The following is a 15,978-nucleotide window of genomic DNA, read 5'->3' as shown; positions in this document are numbered from 1 at the left end:
GCAAGGGCCGCAGCAAAATTCAGGATTCAGAGCTAGGAACGCGGCATTTCCAGGTTACGCCCGCCGAGGAACAGCCTGCGCAGGTCACCGGCGCTAACGGGACCGTTTTTCGCTGTGGCCGTCGTTTCGGCGGTCGGCCCACAGGTATTCGTCCAGGTCGATCGCCGCCGCTGGGCCGACGTTGCGGTCCCCGCTGTAGCGGCGTGGTGGCCGATAGGTGGCGATGATCCATCCGATGTCGTCGTCGGTCACGTTGTAGGCGCGGACGCGTTCGATCTCGGCTCCGAGTTCTTCTTCCTCGTTGCGCTCCGAATCGGTCAGGTCCGCGCCGGGAGTGATCTGCACGAACCCCACCCCGGGTGTTTTCGGGGAGATCAGTTCCGGGGCCGCGCCTCGGTCGCCGGCGGTGGGTCCGAGGACCATCGTGGTTTGGGTGGGTTCCACCAGCCGCATCGCGATCCGGGTCGGATACAACTGCCGTAGCCGCATCACTTCCTTGGACGGGTCCTGAACGAACCCGACGACCACGATTCCGGCAGCGCGGCCCATGGTGAGGATCAGCCCGAGCAGCCGTTCGATTTCCTCTTTGACCTTCTTGTCGGCGTAGTACTCGGTCAGCGACGCCGCTTCATCGATGATCAACACGATGAACGGTTCATCGGTCGAGGCCGACAGCTTCCGCGCTATCCGGGGGCGGATGCGGTTCGAGCGCGCCAGCAGTACCCGCGCGGCTTCCCGGAGCAGTTCGAGTGCGCCTCGGGTGTTGTCGTAGGCGAACCGGTCGAACCAGCTTTCCCCGAATCCGAATTCCGCGCCGCCCTTGGGGTCGAGTACCCACAGCACCACCGAGCCCTCAGCGATCCTCGGTCCCAATGCGGCGATCAGCGACCACGCCACCGACCCCTTACCGGCACCCGTCGTGCCCGCGACGAGGACATGAGTGGCCGCCAACCCCAATTCCCACGCCGCCCCGAGTTGCGTCATGCCGACCGGAAGCGCTTCCAGGTCAACGGTTTTCGCGTCCCGCACGACACGAGGCAGCGGGATCGGTTTGCGGAGAATGTCTCGGTGGATCACCTCCAGGCGCACGCGACCGGCCTGAACGGGCCGCACCCGCAACCCGATCGCCCGGAACGAGTGCCGCAGCGTGGACGACCGCGTTTGCCACGTCTGCACGTCCTGCCCGTTCAGTACCCGCACGTCCACCACATCGGCCACGCGCCCGATCTGAATCCGCAGCAGTGCCGGGGTCAACACCTGGTCGTTCAAATCCGCGGTGAGCCCTTCCAGCGCCATCACCGTCTGCCAGCGCCGCCGGTAGCGCCACCACCGGAACCAGCGGGTCCGGGCACGCCCGGTCACCCACCGTTCGAACGAGGAAGGCCACCACAACCGCCATGCCACCCACAGCGCCACCGCGCCCAGCCCGGCCGCCACGCCTGCCCGCCAGTCCACCAGCACGCCCAGCGCGACCGCGCCCGCCACCGGCAGCGACAGCATCGGGAACAACGCGCACCACCACGCCAGGATCGCCGCGAGGTAGGCGAGTTTGCCCGCCAACTCGAACAGCAGAATCGCGAGCTGATCCAACGTGTCACTGGATCGGGGTTGTTGTTGTTCTTGTCTTCGATAGTTCGTTGTCCGAACCATGACCATCACTTTCTCGAGTGGAAATGAAATCACTTGCGCCGCAACGAGTTCGGTACGGCATCGAAGAGGAGGACTCGGGCGGGTCCGAATGGGCCGACGCCTGGGCGGACCCGCCCGCAGTCCTACCGTGGTGACCGGATCAACTCGCGGTCTTCCCCGACTCGGTCCCACCCGCCGACCGCGAACCCCCTTGGCGGGTCACGAGCCGGAACCCGGTCGCGCGCACCAGATAGGCGAGGCTCTTGTACTCACCCATCCCCGCGACGCGCGGTTGCACGGTGGCGCCCTCGAGCACGATCCGACGCAGCCCGCCGCCCGACTCGAAGGGCGGATCGGCGGGATCCTCGTCCGACAACAGGATCACGTCGTAGGACGCCTTCTTGCTGTTCCGTTCGGCCCGATCGGTGACGGGCAACTTCCACATCTTCAGCCCCGTCACCTCGTCGCGACGCTGCGGCCCCGGCCGGTTCGGGTCCTGCGAATACTCCCGGTCCGGGACTACGGGCTGGATCTGGTACAAACCCGCCGCGAAAAAGTCATCGGGCACGGGAAAGCGGACATTCCTCCGCGGATTCTTCTTCTCATTCATTTCAGGCATGACAGACACTTTCGTGTGAGTTCTGGTTGACTTCTGATCGTGATTGACTCTCCGGGTGACAGCTGCTAGCCGCACCCGCTTCAGCGGTCGTGGTCACCGTTCGATCGACCACACGCCGGACCCTTGTTGATCAGTACAAACGGGAGGTCCCCGTTCCCGGACGCACCACCCCGATACCACACCCGGAACACCGAGACGCGACCCCCGAAAGTCGCCACACAGGTGACGCAGTGCGCCCTTATGCACTACTCTGGACACAGCAGAACCTCGTTTCTGCACTGTGAATGACTGGCGACTCCACGGGTAGGGCTGGCACCCGATAATCCTGCGGAGTTTCATTCACGCTGTCCTCCCGGATTCGCGTCCGGGAGGGCAGTCACATAACTGTCACAGCGATATCGAAGGGTTCTCGTCTGGCAACACCTTGCTCTCACCTGTCGTTCGGTCTATGTCTGCGACCTGCTACCCGCAGCCGACGAACGCGGGTGCCCTCCCCATGCCACGAGCACGCGGGGTTGCACTGGAGATCCCCCACCCTCACCAACACAACACCGGTACTCGCGGGCCGAGAAGACACCGAAAACAACTCATCCGGCACGCCACGAAACCAGGTCGCACCTTCAATCATCCCGACTCCACGGAAAAGTTCAAGCGTTTCACACAAATCCGATGCACACCGCTATTGGGGCACGAAAGGTTCAAAATCTTTGTCCCTCGCGGCACGGCGTGTCACCTTGACAGCCCTGGCGGGGCGGCAACTGTCTTCTCAGGTTTCTTTAAGAAAGAACTCCTGGCGTGATCGCGCCGCAGCTATCCGAGAAGCTTCTATTACTCCGATGTCACACCTTCGAAGGCGCGTACCGCGCATTGCCGCAAATTAGACGACATCGTCATTTCGGTAACTGTTCTTTGCGCTGAGGACAGGCAATCCAAACCCTGCCCGGTCGTCCCCTTTGCCTATGGGACGATGCCAGCCTCCCCCGTCATCATTCGGTCGGACTACCGAGCCGATGGCTGCTCGGGGTACGGTCAGCCCAGGGACGGCCCGTCCGTGTCATACACAAGTAGTCACCCGTGCGGCAATGGCGGAACGCCAACTGGGATTCAATCCTTCGATCCCCTTGTCCTGCAAGGCATCTCACATGCACATCCGGACGCTTCGCTACTTGGTCACCAACTGATCGAACCGAGCGCGCAATTCTTCTGCCACATCGCTTCGGGTCCGCTCCGCTGTCTGCACTCGCTGAGCGCAACCGCTGCGACCGCTCACGCCAATTGGCGACGGATCTTGATCGTCATGGGTCGGTCTATCGCGTCCAGAACCGTTATCCAGGACTCCTCGGCTCCGATGGACGTCGTGCGGACTCGGAAGATGGTCGCGTCCAAGGCCGAACGCAACTCCTTCAGCGCCGTCCGCGGATCGGTCGCTGTGGTGTACAACAGTGCCGAATCGGTGGCCTCCACCGCAATGCCGACCCTAGCGCAAACACTCGAAAGTTCTTGCTGCACTTCCGCTTTGGTTGCGTACATGGAGGCCATCGGCCCATCCCTTCCTATGGAGTGATCAGCAAGGCGGTTCGTGCCCGCAGTGCCTTCATTTCTGGGTGGTCCTTGCTCGCTGCCGCTGCGTGAATCTGCTTCAAATCCGCAGTGAGCCGAGCCGACTCGATACCTGTGGCGGCCTCTATGGCAGCGTGGCTCAAAGCGACGCCCTCAGCAACGTCATCCCCGCGCAGCGCCAGGGCGGCATCTAGCGCAAGGCAGAACGCCCGGCTACGAGCCCAATCCGATCCGTAGTTCTCGGCAGCGACGCGCAAGCGATGGCGCGTCTCCTCCACCGCGTGTCCGTGCACCGCGATTCCGTACAGCCCATGCGCCGTGTCGCCGTTCAACTGCGCAAAGGAGAAGTAGTTGCTGAAGCTGTCGTAATCCGGTTCGTCCCGCACGGCGGCGTCATGGAAGTGTTCGTCCGCATCACGAACCGCCCGAAGAGTCTCCCGCACGTCGCCGAGCGCACCGAACGCACGCGCCTGGACAGCAGCTAGATTCGACCGCCGCAAGCTGGAGATTCGGTCTTCGCGAATCTTGGCCGCACCGAGCAAGGTGATCGCTTGATCGGGCTCCCCGAGGTAGATGGCTTGACGAGCCATATCACTCAGCACGTCGGCTCGGAGCCACCACGACCCCGCTTGCTCCGCACAGTGCAGCGCGATCCGAAAGAACCGATCAGCCGCATGGTGTTGGCCCGCATCGAAGTGCGCCCACCCCACTGCGTCGGCAAGCGCAGCCGTCGCCGCGTGGAGGTTCAGGTTCACCTTCCGGTCGCTGGTGCTCTCGAGCAGGCCGATCGCCCTTCGGACCTGCGCTGACATGATCTCCCACGCGAGCGGGTTGCCAGTGTTGTCGGCGCGCCGTACCGCCTGGGCGATCTGCGCTACTTCTTCCACGTGTTCTGGTCCCACCAAGCGCGGAGCGGGCGTATGCACAATCGCGTCATCCAGGGTCGCTTTCAAGCCGCCAGCCAGCAGAGCCCCGCTCGACAGCGCGGCAAGGCCGCGTAGGAAGTCAATCCTGCGCACGTCTTCCTCCTCGTCATGCGAGCGGCGTGCGCGGCGGCATTCGAATCCCAACGCCTGGACCGGCACACCGAAAACTACTTCGATAGCCATACGGTACGGGCGTGTTGGAAATCTGACATCCCCTCGCTCGAGCTTGCGCACGTATTCGGCCGTGTACCCGCCGGTACGTTGCGCGATGCTCTCGAACGCGACATTGATCCGCTCCGCCACCTCAGCCTGTGTCCAGCCACGCTCGATAATCGCTTGCGTAAGAACGGTATTCGGCTTTCGCTCAGGCATGGCGCGCGTCCTCTGTCGTCGTCGTCACGGCAGGCACTCAGGATACGACCGACACCCCATCTCACCGACGAAGGTGGGCAATTCTCACCCAACTTGAGGGGCAACTTGGTGGGACAGCCGACCTGTCCCCACACATCACTCAGTTGTGACGCTGGTCTCCTACCCGGCGTTGGAGGCGCGGCTACCGCTAGCGGCATAAGTATCCGCGACTGAACGGCTCCAGCCACCGCAGAGAGGAGAGGCGACACCCTATGAACGCGGGGACCATCACAAAGCCAATGGATGTCGCACCGACGTTGACACCACAGGAGCGCTATTACGCGGCCTTGAATCGCTGCGAGCGCCAGGGGAATCATCACCGCGCCGCCGAGCTGCGTTCAGCGGGTCCGCCTCCGCCGGAGTCCGCCGATGGCCTTTCCGGCGAATTGGCCTACTTCCGCCACCGGGCCGCCCAAGGCGATGGAGACGCCGCGGATTTCGTCCACCGGCATACGTTCTCGGCCGTTCCGCCGCTGCGGGGATAGGCCGCCGAATCTCTGGCCCCGTTTATGCGAAAGGTGTTGTAGCAGTGGGGATTCACTTCGCGAGTATGACCCGCGCGATTTTTCGCCGTCGCAGGTGAACGTGGTTGTTGCGTTGGGCCGCGTGGGCAAGCCTCAGACGCTCGGTGAGTTGGCCGAGGTGGGGAACCAGCGCACGCACGCGGTACGGCGGACCGTCGATTGGTTGGTGGCGCGCGGGTTGGTGGAGCGGTGGTTTCGTTCGGGGCCGGGGGTGGGGACCGACCCCGAACGATGGATGCTCACCGCCTCCGGACACAGCCTGTTCCGCGCCCTCGCCGTGTATCTGCCCGCCCAGGCTGCCCGCAAACGAGGCCGCCAACGATGAAAACCCGGCATCAGGGTTCGTTGCCCTTGCTTCGGATTCGATCCGTGTCGGTGACCACGAACGAGCGAAAGTGACTGTGACAGTGAATGTTTCGAATCCGGGCTCCGCCGCCGGTGAGGCGGGAATGGGGCACTACTCGCGACCGCAGATGACCGTGGTCGCGGCGTTGGGGGACGCCGGGGGTCCGCTCACCCTGGAGCAGTTGGCCGGGAATCGGCAGCCGCGCGGCGTGCAGAAGACGGTGAATTGGTTGGTCAGCCACGGCCTGGTGCGACCGCATCCCGACAACACTGCACCCGTCACCGAATGGGTGCTGACCGACGACGGGCGCGCGCTGTTCGACCGCATCACCGCGCGACGGCAACGCCGGAACCGCAGGACAAGCGCGTGAGCCCCTCGCGCGACCCCGCACCCGCCCTCGTCGACGCCGAGACCCTGGCGGTTGTTGCCAGCGACCCGACCGGCGGCGAGGTGAAAGCGCTCACCGCCCGCGCCCGCGCCGCCGGGTATCGGCTCACCCGCGACTGTCGCGCCCCGTACTGGTGGCTATTGCGCACGAAGTCGACCGGGGCACACGTGCTTTCGGCCTGTGCGCTCGCGCACGTCGAGGCATGGCTGGACACCTGACACCAACCACCACCGCAGAAGCCCCCATCTCACGACAAGGACATTGTTTTGCCCACTGCCGCAACGATTTCCGACCTTCCGAAGATCATCGACACCAGCGAGCCGTGGATAACCAGCGACCTGTGTCAGTTCGCCATCGCCGACGCCGAGACCAGAGTGTTGCTGGAGGTGGTGTGTCCGGCATGGAACTGTCAAGGCACGGCCCCGGTCGTCGGCAACCGGATCGGCAACCACCAACGCAACAGCCCGGAGTTCCAGGTCGTGTTCGGTCCATGCCAATGGATCGGCACCCAGATCGTCCACATGACCCCGGTAGTGCAATCCCGGCCCGGCCCGCTCCCGAACGCCAGCGACTTCCTCGCCGTGTTGAACGGGCACCAGCAGCCCGACACGCCGATGTTCGCTCTGGCCGTCGCGATGCGCGACCACTGGACGCACACCATCGACGCCTACACCCGAACCGGCGTGTGGAACCCGGCCCAGTTGCGGCAAGTGCGGTTGTTCAGCGATTACCTCACCGCCGAAGTCGCCGCCGTGCTCGCCGACGGCCCCACACCCGAACCCGACACCCCCACATCCGGAATCCGCTACGGCGACGAGATTTCCGACCTCACCCGGCTCGTCGTGCTGGCGGCCTTGACCGAAAAAAGCGGCGAACCGCTCGACAAAATCCAGACCATGATCACCAATCAAACCGAATTCTTGAATCGCGCCGTCGATGACATCCGACGCGGCGAAAAGCGACTGACGACCACCCAGCCTTACCCGAAACGACCGGAAGGAGGTGACGGTATAGCCGAATCGACGGGCAGCAAGTAACTGCCGCAGACCTGTACTACGGGACAGGCACACGCGGCGGCGTTCACCACGGAGTCATCAGATGCCAGAGTGCAGCCCTTCACTCGACCCACGAACGCCGCCGCCCCGCAACACAATTCACCCCTCCACGGCAACACCACCCCTTATTCGAGCGAGCAAAGGACCTCCGATGCTCTTGTACGAAACCATGGGCCACGCCACCCACCGAACCGACCTCGGAGACAAGATCGCCGTGTGGGAAGTCGATGCCAGCGGCGTACCGCGGATTCTGTTCCTCCACGACCACACCACCGGCCGCCCCGCCTACCGCTGGCCGGGCACCCCCCTGCCCGGATACCCCACCGGGCACATCTCCTTCGGCCCCGACACCTACCCCACCCTCGCGACCGCGATCACGCTTCTCCCGCAGTACGAGACCACGTTGTGGGAAGCCGTCCGGGCCGAGCACCGCGCCACCGACACCAGCCGCGACGAACGGACGAGCTGAATGCAAGCCTGGGAGGCCGACGCCATCTGTCACACCCACCCGCCGGACCTGTGGTTTCCCAACTCCACAGGAGCCCAGCGCAAAGCCGACGCCGCCCGAGCCATCACCATCTGCCGGACCTGCCCCGTGCTCCGACAGTGCGCCGACTTCGCCTTGGCCACGGAAATGCGGGCTGGAATCTGGGGCGGACACGATCTCGGCAACCCCGGCCAACCCCTCAGCGACAGAAAACGCAAAGCACTCGCAAAAACCGCAGGACGGACATTATGAACCTCCCGCACCGCCAACCCGACAATCACGGACTTTCCTCTACGACACCGCTGCAACCGCCGTCGGAAGAACTCTGCCGCCGGGTCGCGGCGGCTCTGAAGGAATGGACACCCAGCCACACCGCCGCACAAAGCGACGGGAGCGCCCCCTGTTCCTACGCCTGGTCGGCCGACGTGATCCAACAACTCGCTGAGGCCGCAGGGCTACCCATCCGCGCCGTCCGGATACGTCAACTCGACCTCCGCGCGTGGAGCAGGGCCAGTCCCTCCCGAGACCATTGATCAGGCCCGCGCTCGGGGCGCGTACGAGAGGCCCCGTGGTCCCGGGTCCGCCCGATACAGTGACGACCAACCAACCGTAGAGGGGAACTGGACGTGAGTGACGATCAGATCGGGTTCGACATCGAGTTCGACGAGAAGACGCAAGCCTGGCTGGACTGGGTAGCACCCGAACGCATGGAATCTCAGATTCGGAAACTCCTCGCCGAGACCGTCCCCGGCATCGCGGATTATTCGGACGCATGGTGGAAGCCGCCGGTACTTACACACGTCCTCGAGGCCGCAGCCGAAGTATTCGGTGATGCTGCTGGATTTGCCTCAGCGGAAAATCGGGATCGGGCCGATCAACTCGTACGATTCCTCGGCGAATGCTGCATTCGGCAACATCCCGGGATGACATGGACGAACAACCACAAACCGCTTACTCCCTTGTACTCCGACTTCGGCCCGGCGGTCCACTACGCCGAAACCGGAATCGGAACAACGATCTCGTTTCTGACCAACCAGCTTTTCCGGAAGAATCTCGGCCCTCGCATGGTCGAATACTGCATCCGGAAAGCGGGAACGCCAGCCTGACATGTAGACCGGGGGCCATCCGTGGCCGATGAATACGATGCCATCCGGCACAGACTATCCAACTACGAACGTGGCCTCTATTTCGAATTAGGTCGCGCCCACATATGCGGTGAAACCCCCGAAAATGGCTGGGTGCGGCAGTTCGAAATCATCATAGACGGAAACAGACGCGTGCTGGATTCGGCGAGCACCCAGGGAAAAGGCGTCAGAGCGGTCGAGAGAAAATCTGGCCAAATAAACGAGATCGACGCACTGAGACAACTCGCCCTCGAACGAGAAGCGCTCCAAAGCGGGCAGCTTACACACAGCACCTGGGAAATCGTCGCGGGAGAAAAGGTTCCGCCTGCCGTGACCCAGGAACTACAGAGCATGGCTAAAGACTTCCCCGGCCAATTCCAGCACGTAGTCATCTCCCGCGCCGAAGCGGTGCGCGCTATACAGCTCGGGCAGACAATGCGAGCAAAACAAATGGAACTCGTATCCGCCTACGCGTTGGACCGCGCCGACCGCGCCCGGAAACGACTCGCGCGAATCAAGCAGCTGGTATTGGCTCGGGAGGCGAAGAACCCAGAGGAAAAACTTTCCCGAACGCTGGAGAACGGAAAACGGAACAGCAAAGAAGTGAAGGGGCTATCCGCCACCATAACGGACAAGAATATGCAGATTGCGCAGGCGCAAGAGAACTTCCGAGCAATCGACCCCACTGAAGCGCGGCAAGATCACAAGACGGCCGCCAAGAAATTGCAGGAAGTCCGAGCCAAAGAAAAAGCGCAGACTAAAGACATGCTTCAAACATTGGGCGTTACAGGAGAGAACGCGCGGATCATGGAACAGATTCTTGCCCAGGGCCGGGAGAACCAGCGCCACGAACTCATCCAGGGCATCGAGGCCATCGGCCAGGCCGCCGACCGCGAGGCGCAGGCCCAGGCCGCTCGGGAAGCGGCCCTCGCTTGGCAGCGGCAACAAATGGAGTTGGCGAAGCAACGCGGCTACGCCCCCGAGCTGCAAGCCATCATGGAATTGATGAACCAGGGCCGACCCGCCCCCGGTGTTGCCTTGCCCGGCGCGCCAGCCGAGGCCCCCGAGGTCACCCGCGACGGCCGAGCCAAGCAACACGCCCTCGAACTGGCCAAGCGGCAAGGCTTGGAGCCCCGCGGACCACGCTGAGCCGCATCATTCAGTCCCCGAGGCACCGCGAACGGCACCGTGCCGGATTCGGCGGCCTCCATGCCCGGGTCCCTGCGTCCGGGATGCCCGCCCGGTCGCGTCGCTGATCAGGCGGGAGTACCGATCAGTCCCGCGAAATCTGTTGTGCCGCAGTCTTGTTGGTTCCTGTGTAGAGATGGGAAGAAGTGGGAGACCCCCGGCAGAAGAAAGAAAAGGGGAAAAGGAAGCCGGAAAGCCCAACGAAAGAATTTGCCGAATTTCCCTCTACGGAATCAAGAGCGGCGCGCAAGCGCGCCGCCCGGTGCGCCCGCCCTCCAGCTCCGCCCGGGCGGGCACCCCGGCGCAGACCCAGGACGGAGGGGGCCGAACCACCCGAGCGCCAGCATACGGGCTGAGCATAAGATCAGCCGCAGAATCCCGGTTCACGCGCGGCCTCAGATGCCGAGCCACCCGTTTTGTCCTACTGCCGCGCCCCTTCGGGGCTTGCCACTGATCTGATTTTTACCAGCTTCCCCTAAAAATCGCTGGAATGGATCGCGTTCGCCTAACAGGTGACAACTCATCAATAAAATTCCGTTGTCCCCGGCGGCTACGACGTTCCTGTTCCTCCAACCACTTCCCCAAAGATGGCTGGACCCTTTCAAGGGCCTGAAACTCTCGACACTTCACTTTGCCACACGAACAACGCTCACTGCCTGGCCGCGCTCGGTGCAAGTCATTGATTTGCATCAGGACACTCATTACATGATCTTTAGACCTGTAGGCGGCCTCTTTTTCCCGCTCGGCTCGCTCCGCAAGCTCGTCCCCCAGCCACGCCCAGAACGATTCCGAATAATCATGATCGGAATCGAATCGATTTTCCAACACATCAAGCAGGCCATCGACCTGCTCGGTAAGCGCTGTCACTTGCTCCAGCCGCTCAGCCTTTTCCTCTTTCCATTTTGCCAGTAAATATTTCTCATGATCATACGCGCGCTGTTTTATCCTCGCCGGACTGTCGCCTTGGTGGCCGATACACCTTTCACAAATAATCAAGTCCGTATGTGACTTGAACTCGAAGTACTCCTTTATCCGGCAGCAGTCGCAGGCCACCAGCAAACGACGGTGAAGCGCGTGGTTGTGCAACGGTCCTCCATGTGCAGACTGAGCGGACTGGTCCAGTCCACCAACGCTACGCCGGGCCACCGACAGCTTCGTGGTTCGCTATCTCGCTGTTGGGGTAGCCCGCTTCGCTAAGCGCATCCGCTGAGAGGTGAGAACGCGGGCGACCACGGGGGAGTGCGTAACCGACATGTGACCCCCGCCGCCTCGGCGACTTCCTCCCGGCGCAGCCCGGCCACCCGGCGGTGGCCGTGGGAGACCAGGCCGATCTGCTCCGGGCGCACGGTTGCCCGTCGTGCCCGCAGGAACTCGCCGAGGTGGTTGTCCGTCATTCCGCCCAGATTAGGCGGGTTACGGGCGCAGGCTTGCGGCGGCGGCCGAGGGCCGCCGCCGCTTCGGCAGGGGTCGGTGAGTGTGGGCACGCCGAGCCTGTGTCGAGCGATCAGTCGGTGACCGTCACCCGGTCACCCGGCATCGAGTACGCCACTTGGCCCAGGGTGGCGCGGTCGAGTTGGGAATGGTGTCCCTCGTCGACGCGTCGATCGCGGAGTCCGATCGTCTTCTCGATCGCGACGACCACCACGAGTGCCGACAGCAGGCCGACCGCGACGAAGACGACCACGCCGAGGATCTGGTGGCCCAGATTTATCGTGGCGTGCTGGAATCCGTATTCTCCTTCCAATCCGAAATAGCCGCCCTGTTTGACGCCGGTGGCGAACGCCGCGGTGACCAGCGCGCTGTAGATGCCCGGGCCGAGGGTCAGGGGCACGACTTTCGAGTCGTCGAGGCGCAGTCGCAGCATGAGCTTGTAGACACCGAACATGAACAGCGGGGCGAACAGGGCCGTGAGGCCCGCCTGCCAGGGTTCGGCGACATCGATGAGCGCGGAGACGGAGATCCACCCGGCCACCGGGGCCACCAGGAAGAAATAGGGGTTCTTCGCGATTCGCCAGACCACGAGACCGCCGAGCGATGACGTCGCGAACGCCATCATCACATTGGTGACCACGATTCCCATACCGCTCTCGTTGAGTGTGATGCCGAAATACCCCGCATCGGGAACGAGATATCCGTTGACCAAGGCGTATCCGCAGATTCCGGCGAGAAACAGGATCAGCCCCAGGACGGTGTAGGCCATATTGTGCGGCAGCGGCGCCTCGGCGGCCGAGCCGTCGAATACGCCCAACCTCGGCTTCGCGCGCCACACCAGCACAAGTGCCCAGCAGCCCAGCAGGATGTAGAAGAACGCGCCGCCGAAATCATGCGTTCCGGAATTCGAGAGCGGACCGACCGAGCCGTAGACCAGATACCCGCCGAAGGGTATGACGAGCGCGCCGAAGACCAGGGCGATGAGCGCCAATGCCGGAGTCTTCACCCGTTCGATTACCGAACCCGCCAGCAGAGCGGCGAAGAACGCGGCGAACAGGATGAACAGCGCATAGAACGCCTGGAAGGAATCGGCGCCGGGCACGGTTGCCGGATCCAGGTGCTGCGGAAAGGTATTGATATTCGGTCCGGCCAGCCACCACGACCCGATCGCGCTGCGCAGCGGATGCGCGACGCCGAAGGCCTGGTCGAATTGCCAGTCCCAGATGGCGAATCCGATGAGCGACATTCCCGCGGCGGCGGCGAAGGCGGCGATCAATTTCTGCACGAATGTGTGCAGCACGTTGCCCGCCCGGCTGAGGCCCGCGTCGAAGAGGAAGACGCCCGCGAGAGCGAGCATGACCGCGATCAGGCCGATGATGTAGAGCACGGTCGGTAATTGCGCCGAAACGGAAACTTGTTCTTTGTACATGGCACCACTTTGCTTTCACGCGCGAGCCGTCGATGGTGTAGCAAGAATCCGCCGATACGATCGACGGCACGAGCGTGGAACTACGAATCTCGTGGCTACGTAGCCGACGTACGTACCGCGGACAGGTGCGCCTCGGTGGTGAAGTCGGCCAGATCCGCGTGCTCGGTCATCCGCCAGTAGTCGGCGACGCGCCACGGCATATTGGTGACCACGCGCCCCGCCGCGTTGCGGTACCAGTTGCGGGTGCCGGGGTAGGTCCAGATCATCCGCGCGTGCGCCTGATCCAGGCGCTCGTTGTACCTGTCGTGCACGTCGCGGCGGCATTCGACGGTGCCGATGCCGCGTTCGATCATGGTGCACACCAGGTCGGCGATGTAGCGGACCTGGCATTCGGCGATGGTGATGAAGCTGCCGCCGTGGCCCAGATTGCTGTTGGGCCCGTAGGTGAGGAAGAGATTGGGGAAGCCGGGAACGGTGACGCCGAGGTAGGCGCGGGCGTCCTCCTCGCCCCAGACGTCCTGGAGCGGCAGACCGTCGCGGCCGCGGACCGAGATCGGGTACAGCGGCCGTCGGGCCTCGAAACCCGTTGCCATGACGACGATTTCGGCGGGCCGCTCGGTACCGTCGGTGGCCCGGACACCGGTTTCGGTGAGTTCGGCGACACCGTCGGTGACGAGTTCGACGTGGGGTTCGCGCAATGCCGCGAACCATCCGTTGTCCAGCAGCATGCGTTTGCCGTACGGGGGATAGTCGGGCAGCGTCTTCTCGATCAGATCCGGACGCCCGGCCAGCTGCTCGCTGAGGTAGCGGGTGAAGTACTGCCGGTGGCGATCGTTGGCGCGGTTGATGGAACGACCGCCGCCGTCCCACTCGGGGTCGATCCGCAGCGAGGGGTGCACCCGATCGTTGAAGGTCCAGGCGAGCCGGAAGCGGTTCCAGCGCCGATAGAACGGCAGATGCCGGTTGAGCCAGTGGATTTCGGCGGCGATGGGGCGAAAGTAGTCCGCGCTCGGCAGAATCCAGTGCGGTGAACGCTGATAGACGGTCAGCGATGCGACGTCGTCGACGATCGCCGGGACGATCTGCATGGCCGTCGCCCCGGAGCCGACCACCGCCACCCGCCGCCCGGCGAGATCGAGGCCCGCGGGCCAGCGAGCGGAGTGGAACAACCTGCCCCGGAACCGTTCGGCGCCCGGGATCGAAGGCATCTTGGGGCGGTTCAGCTGGCCGGTCGCGGTGATCACGGCATCGGCTCGCGTCGTGGTCACGGAGCCGTCCGCGTCGGTAACCGTTATCCGCCAGACTCTTTCGGTGTCGTCCCACTCGGCGGCGGTGACCTCGCATCCGAAACGGATGGCCGAGCGATCGACGCATTCGGCCGCCATGTCGCGCAGGTAGCGCGCGACCTCGTCGCGCTTGCCGAAATGCTGGGACCAGTCGCGTCCGTAGAACGAGAAGGAGTACAGCTGGCTCGGGGTGTCGACCCCGCAGCCGGGATATCTGTTCTCCCACCAGGTTCCGCCGACCTCGGTGTTCTTCTCGAAGACGACGTGCTCGACATCGGCGATGCGCATCGCCCGCGCCGCGAGCAGACCGGATACGCCCGCGCCGATGATCACGACGCGCAGCGGCCGCCGCACGGTCGCGGGCCGGCGCGGTGTCGTGGGACGAAAACCGAGTTCGGCGGCCATCATCGGCTCGAAATCCGCGCTCACCGGCTCACCGGCGACCAGCGACATCAGTTGTCGCAGTTGCTCTCCCGTGGGTGCGGGCACCGCCGCCGGGGTACCGGCGGCCCAGGCGCGCACGGCCGTCGCCGCCGCGGTCCGGATCTCGGCGCGCGCCCGATCGGTCAATCCGCCGTTGTCGTTGTTGTCGATCTGGGGTGCGCGGCGCGGCCGGTACGGCTCGGCCAGCCACCGGTCGTCGCCGGTGAGTTGATAGAGCGTCGCGACCAGGCTGGGAATGTTCGCGGACTCGAGCGCCTGTTCGAGCCGGTCGAGATCGCCTGCGCCGGGAACGGGATTCGGGGGCATGGTCATGTCGTGGTGTCCTTCGGGTGCTGGGGCGGGAATGCCGGTGCGGTCGTGGTGACCCGCGCTGTCATGCGGGAACGACTCGCTTCAGGAGGGCGACCATCTCGCCCTCCTGCACGAGTTCGTCGCGCTGGTTGAACACGTCGACCCGCTGAACCATCACTCCGCGATCGGGTTTCGACGTGGGGCGCAGTTCGATGACCTCGTTCGACACGCGGATCGTGTCGCCGATGAAGACGGGGGCGAGGAATCGCCACCGCCGGATCTCGGCGAAGGCCAGCAGCGAGTCGGTGAACATGGGCAGCCGCCCCCGCAGGCCGGTGACCATCGACAGCACCAGGGCGCCGTGGGCGATGCGTTGCCCGAAGGGGCTGTCGCGCATGGCTTCCGCGTCGGTGTGCAGGGCGTGGAAGTCTCCCGAGACGCCGCAGAAGTTGACGACGTCCGCCTCCGTCACGGTGCGGCGGGGGGTGTCGAAGCGCATGCCTGTCGCGAGGTCGTCGAAGAATATCGCGGTCATTGGCCAGCCTTTCGAAGGCGCGGAGGGGAGGAAGAAGAGTGCGGGGCTCCCGGGCCGCTGCGCACCGTTCGTACGTTAATACCGTCTAGTCGGAAGTTCAATCGTCTCTGTCAGCTTGATATGTGCGGCTCAGACCGTAGATTCGACGCCGTGAGCAAGCCTAAGCCTGCATACTAGTTGGAATGTAACCGACAGGAGGCGATTCGGCCGACCGTTCCCGGATCAGGTCCGATCGTGGATACCGACCGGTGTGCGTCTACCCCGCCGATGAAGATGATGTAAACAATTTCCCGCGTCTACCTGCG

General features: G+C 64.0%; 17 protein-coding genes. 8 read left to right on the top strand and 9 right to left on the bottom strand.

Features of this window, described 5'->3' with window-relative positions:
• Positions 1–93 precede the first annotated feature (93 nt).
• The 4 genes from ACFYTQ_RS26495 to ACFYTQ_RS26480 all read right to left on the bottom strand — a co-directional run bounded on the left by ACFYTQ_RS26495 (position 94) and on the right by ACFYTQ_RS26480 (position 5,106).
• Entirely contained in the window at positions 94–1,590 is a 1,497-nt protein-coding gene (locus ACFYTQ_RS26495; RefSeq protein ID WP_387366449.1) for an FtsK/SpoIIIE domain-containing protein, read from the bottom strand.
• A gap of 199 nt (positions 1,591–1,789) precedes the next feature.
• Positions 1,790–2,197 (bottom strand): hypothetical protein, encoded by a 408-nt coding sequence (locus ACFYTQ_RS26490; RefSeq protein ID WP_387366446.1) that lies wholly within the window; start codon positions 2,195–2,197, stop codon positions 1,790–1,792.
• A 1,317-nt stretch (positions 2,198–3,514) separates the two neighbouring features.
• Positions 3,515–3,787 carry a hypothetical protein gene (locus ACFYTQ_RS26485; protein ID WP_387366443.1) on the bottom strand — a complete coding sequence of 91 codons (273 nt, stop codon included), beginning with the start codon at positions 3,785–3,787 and terminating at the stop codon, positions 3,515–3,517.
• A gap of 14 nt (positions 3,788–3,801) precedes the next feature.
• A complete protein-coding gene (locus tag ACFYTQ_RS26480; protein ID WP_387366440.1) occupies positions 3,802–5,106 on the bottom strand; it encodes a helix-turn-helix transcriptional regulator in 1,305 nt (434 codons plus the stop codon).
• 408 nt (positions 5,107–5,514) lie between these two features.
• Between ACFYTQ_RS26480 and ACFYTQ_RS26475 the strand changes: the two genes are divergently transcribed.
• The 8 genes from ACFYTQ_RS26475 to ACFYTQ_RS26440 all read left to right on the top strand — a co-directional run bounded on the left by ACFYTQ_RS26475 (position 5,515) and on the right by ACFYTQ_RS26440 (position 10,218).
• Positions 5,515–5,994 carry a MarR family transcriptional regulator gene (locus tag ACFYTQ_RS26475; RefSeq protein WP_387366437.1) on the top strand — a complete coding sequence of 160 codons (480 nt, stop codon included), beginning with the start codon at positions 5,515–5,517 and terminating at the stop codon, positions 5,992–5,994.
• A 70-nt stretch (positions 5,995–6,064) separates the two neighbouring features.
• The gene (locus ACFYTQ_RS26470) at positions 6,065–6,385 is read left to right on the top strand and encodes a hypothetical protein (RefSeq protein ID WP_387366434.1); all 321 of its coding nucleotides are present in this window, start codon (positions 6,065–6,067) and stop codon (positions 6,383–6,385) included.
• Entirely contained in the window at positions 6,382–6,621 is a 240-nt protein-coding gene (locus ACFYTQ_RS26465; protein WP_387366431.1) for a hypothetical protein, read from the top strand. Before ACFYTQ_RS26470 ends, ACFYTQ_RS26465 begins: the two co-directional genes overlap by 4 nt.
• 48 nt (positions 6,622–6,669) lie before the next feature.
• On the top strand, positions 6,670–7,440 hold the full coding sequence (locus tag ACFYTQ_RS26460; protein ID WP_387366428.1) for a hypothetical protein: 771 nt from the start codon (positions 6,670–6,672) through the stop codon (positions 7,438–7,440).
• Positions 7,441–7,609: 169 nt separating this feature from the next.
• The gene (locus tag ACFYTQ_RS26455) at positions 7,610–7,927 is read left to right on the top strand and encodes a hypothetical protein (protein WP_387366425.1); all 318 of its coding nucleotides are present in this window, start codon (positions 7,610–7,612) and stop codon (positions 7,925–7,927) included.
• Positions 7,928–8,197 carry a WhiB family transcriptional regulator gene (locus tag ACFYTQ_RS26450; RefSeq protein WP_387366422.1) on the top strand — a complete coding sequence of 90 codons (270 nt, stop codon included), beginning with the start codon at positions 7,928–7,930 and terminating at the stop codon, positions 8,195–8,197. It abuts the gene before it with no gap.
• Positions 8,198–8,571: 374 nt separating this feature from the next.
• Positions 8,572–9,051: a hypothetical protein gene (locus tag ACFYTQ_RS26445; RefSeq protein WP_387366419.1), complete on the top strand. Its 480-nt coding sequence runs from the start codon at positions 8,572–8,574 to the stop codon at positions 9,049–9,051.
• 21 nt (positions 9,052–9,072) lie between these two features.
• Entirely contained in the window at positions 9,073–10,218 is a 1,146-nt protein-coding gene (locus ACFYTQ_RS26440) for a hypothetical protein (protein ID WP_387366417.1), read from the top strand.
• Positions 10,219–10,719: 501 nt separating this feature from the next.
• Here the strand turns inward: ACFYTQ_RS26440 and ACFYTQ_RS26435 are convergent.
• From ACFYTQ_RS26435 to ACFYTQ_RS26415, 5 genes are all read right to left on the bottom strand, one after another.
• Complete coding sequence (locus ACFYTQ_RS26435) at positions 10,720–11,343, bottom strand: hypothetical protein (RefSeq protein WP_387366414.1); 624 nt, start codon at positions 11,341–11,343, stop codon at positions 10,720–10,722.
• A 107-nt stretch (positions 11,344–11,450) separates the two neighbouring features.
• Positions 11,451–11,651 (bottom strand): hypothetical protein, encoded by a 201-nt coding sequence (locus tag ACFYTQ_RS26430; RefSeq protein ID WP_387366411.1) that lies wholly within the window; start codon positions 11,649–11,651, stop codon positions 11,451–11,453.
• A gap of 110 nt (positions 11,652–11,761) precedes the next feature.
• On the bottom strand, positions 11,762–13,117 hold the full coding sequence (locus tag ACFYTQ_RS26425) for an ammonium transporter (RefSeq protein ID WP_387366408.1): 1,356 nt from the start codon (positions 13,115–13,117) through the stop codon (positions 11,762–11,764).
• 95 nt (positions 13,118–13,212) lie between these two features.
• Complete coding sequence (locus tag ACFYTQ_RS26420; RefSeq protein WP_387366405.1) at positions 13,213–15,159, bottom strand: flavin-containing monooxygenase; 1,947 nt, start codon at positions 15,157–15,159, stop codon at positions 13,213–13,215.
• A gap of 61 nt (positions 15,160–15,220) precedes the next feature.
• A complete protein-coding gene (locus ACFYTQ_RS26415) occupies positions 15,221–15,673 on the bottom strand; it encodes a MaoC/PaaZ C-terminal domain-containing protein (RefSeq protein ID WP_387366402.1) in 453 nt (150 codons plus the stop codon).
• Positions 15,674–15,978 lie beyond the last annotated feature (305 nt).

It is taken from the genome of Nocardia sp. NPDC004068, assembly GCF_042874315.1.
GTDB lineage: Bacteria > Actinomycetota > Actinomycetes > Mycobacteriales > Mycobacteriaceae > Nocardia.
This window is presented reverse-complemented; position numbering and strand designations above follow the sequence as displayed.

What these genes read in the sequence shown, in the direction of transcription:
- ACFYTQ_RS26485 (WP_387366443.1), bottom strand. Translation starts at nt 3,787, where the DNA reads ATGGCCTCCATGTACGCAACCAAAGCGGAAGTGCAGCAAGAACTTTCG.
- ACFYTQ_RS26480 (WP_387366440.1), bottom strand. Translation starts at nt 5,106, where the DNA reads ATGCCTGAGCGAAAGCCGAATACCGTTCTTACGCAAGCGATTATCGAG.
- ACFYTQ_RS26475 (WP_387366437.1), top strand. Translation starts at nt 5,515, where the DNA reads ATGGCCTTTCCGGCGAATTGGCCTACTTCCGCCACCGGGCCGCCCAAG.
- ACFYTQ_RS26455 (WP_387366425.1), top strand. Translation starts at nt 7,610, where the DNA reads ATGCTCTTGTACGAAACCATGGGCCACGCCACCCACCGAACCGACCTC.
- ACFYTQ_RS26450 (WP_387366422.1), top strand. Translation starts at nt 7,928, where the DNA reads ATGCAAGCCTGGGAGGCCGACGCCATCTGTCACACCCACCCGCCGGAC.
- ACFYTQ_RS26430 (WP_387366411.1), bottom strand. Translation starts at nt 11,651, where the DNA reads ATGACGGACAACCACCTCGGCGAGTTCCTGCGGGCACGACGGGCAACC.
- ACFYTQ_RS26425 (WP_387366408.1), bottom strand. Translation starts at nt 13,117, where the DNA reads ATGTACAAAGAACAAGTTTCCGTTTCGGCGCAATTACCGACCGTGCTC.
- ACFYTQ_RS26420 (WP_387366405.1), bottom strand. Translation starts at nt 15,159, where the DNA reads ATGACCATGCCCCCGAATCCCGTTCCCGGCGCAGGCGATCTCGACCGG.
- ACFYTQ_RS26415 (WP_387366402.1), bottom strand. Translation starts at nt 15,673, where the DNA reads ATGACCGCGATATTCTTCGACGACCTCGCGACAGGCATGCGCTTCGAC.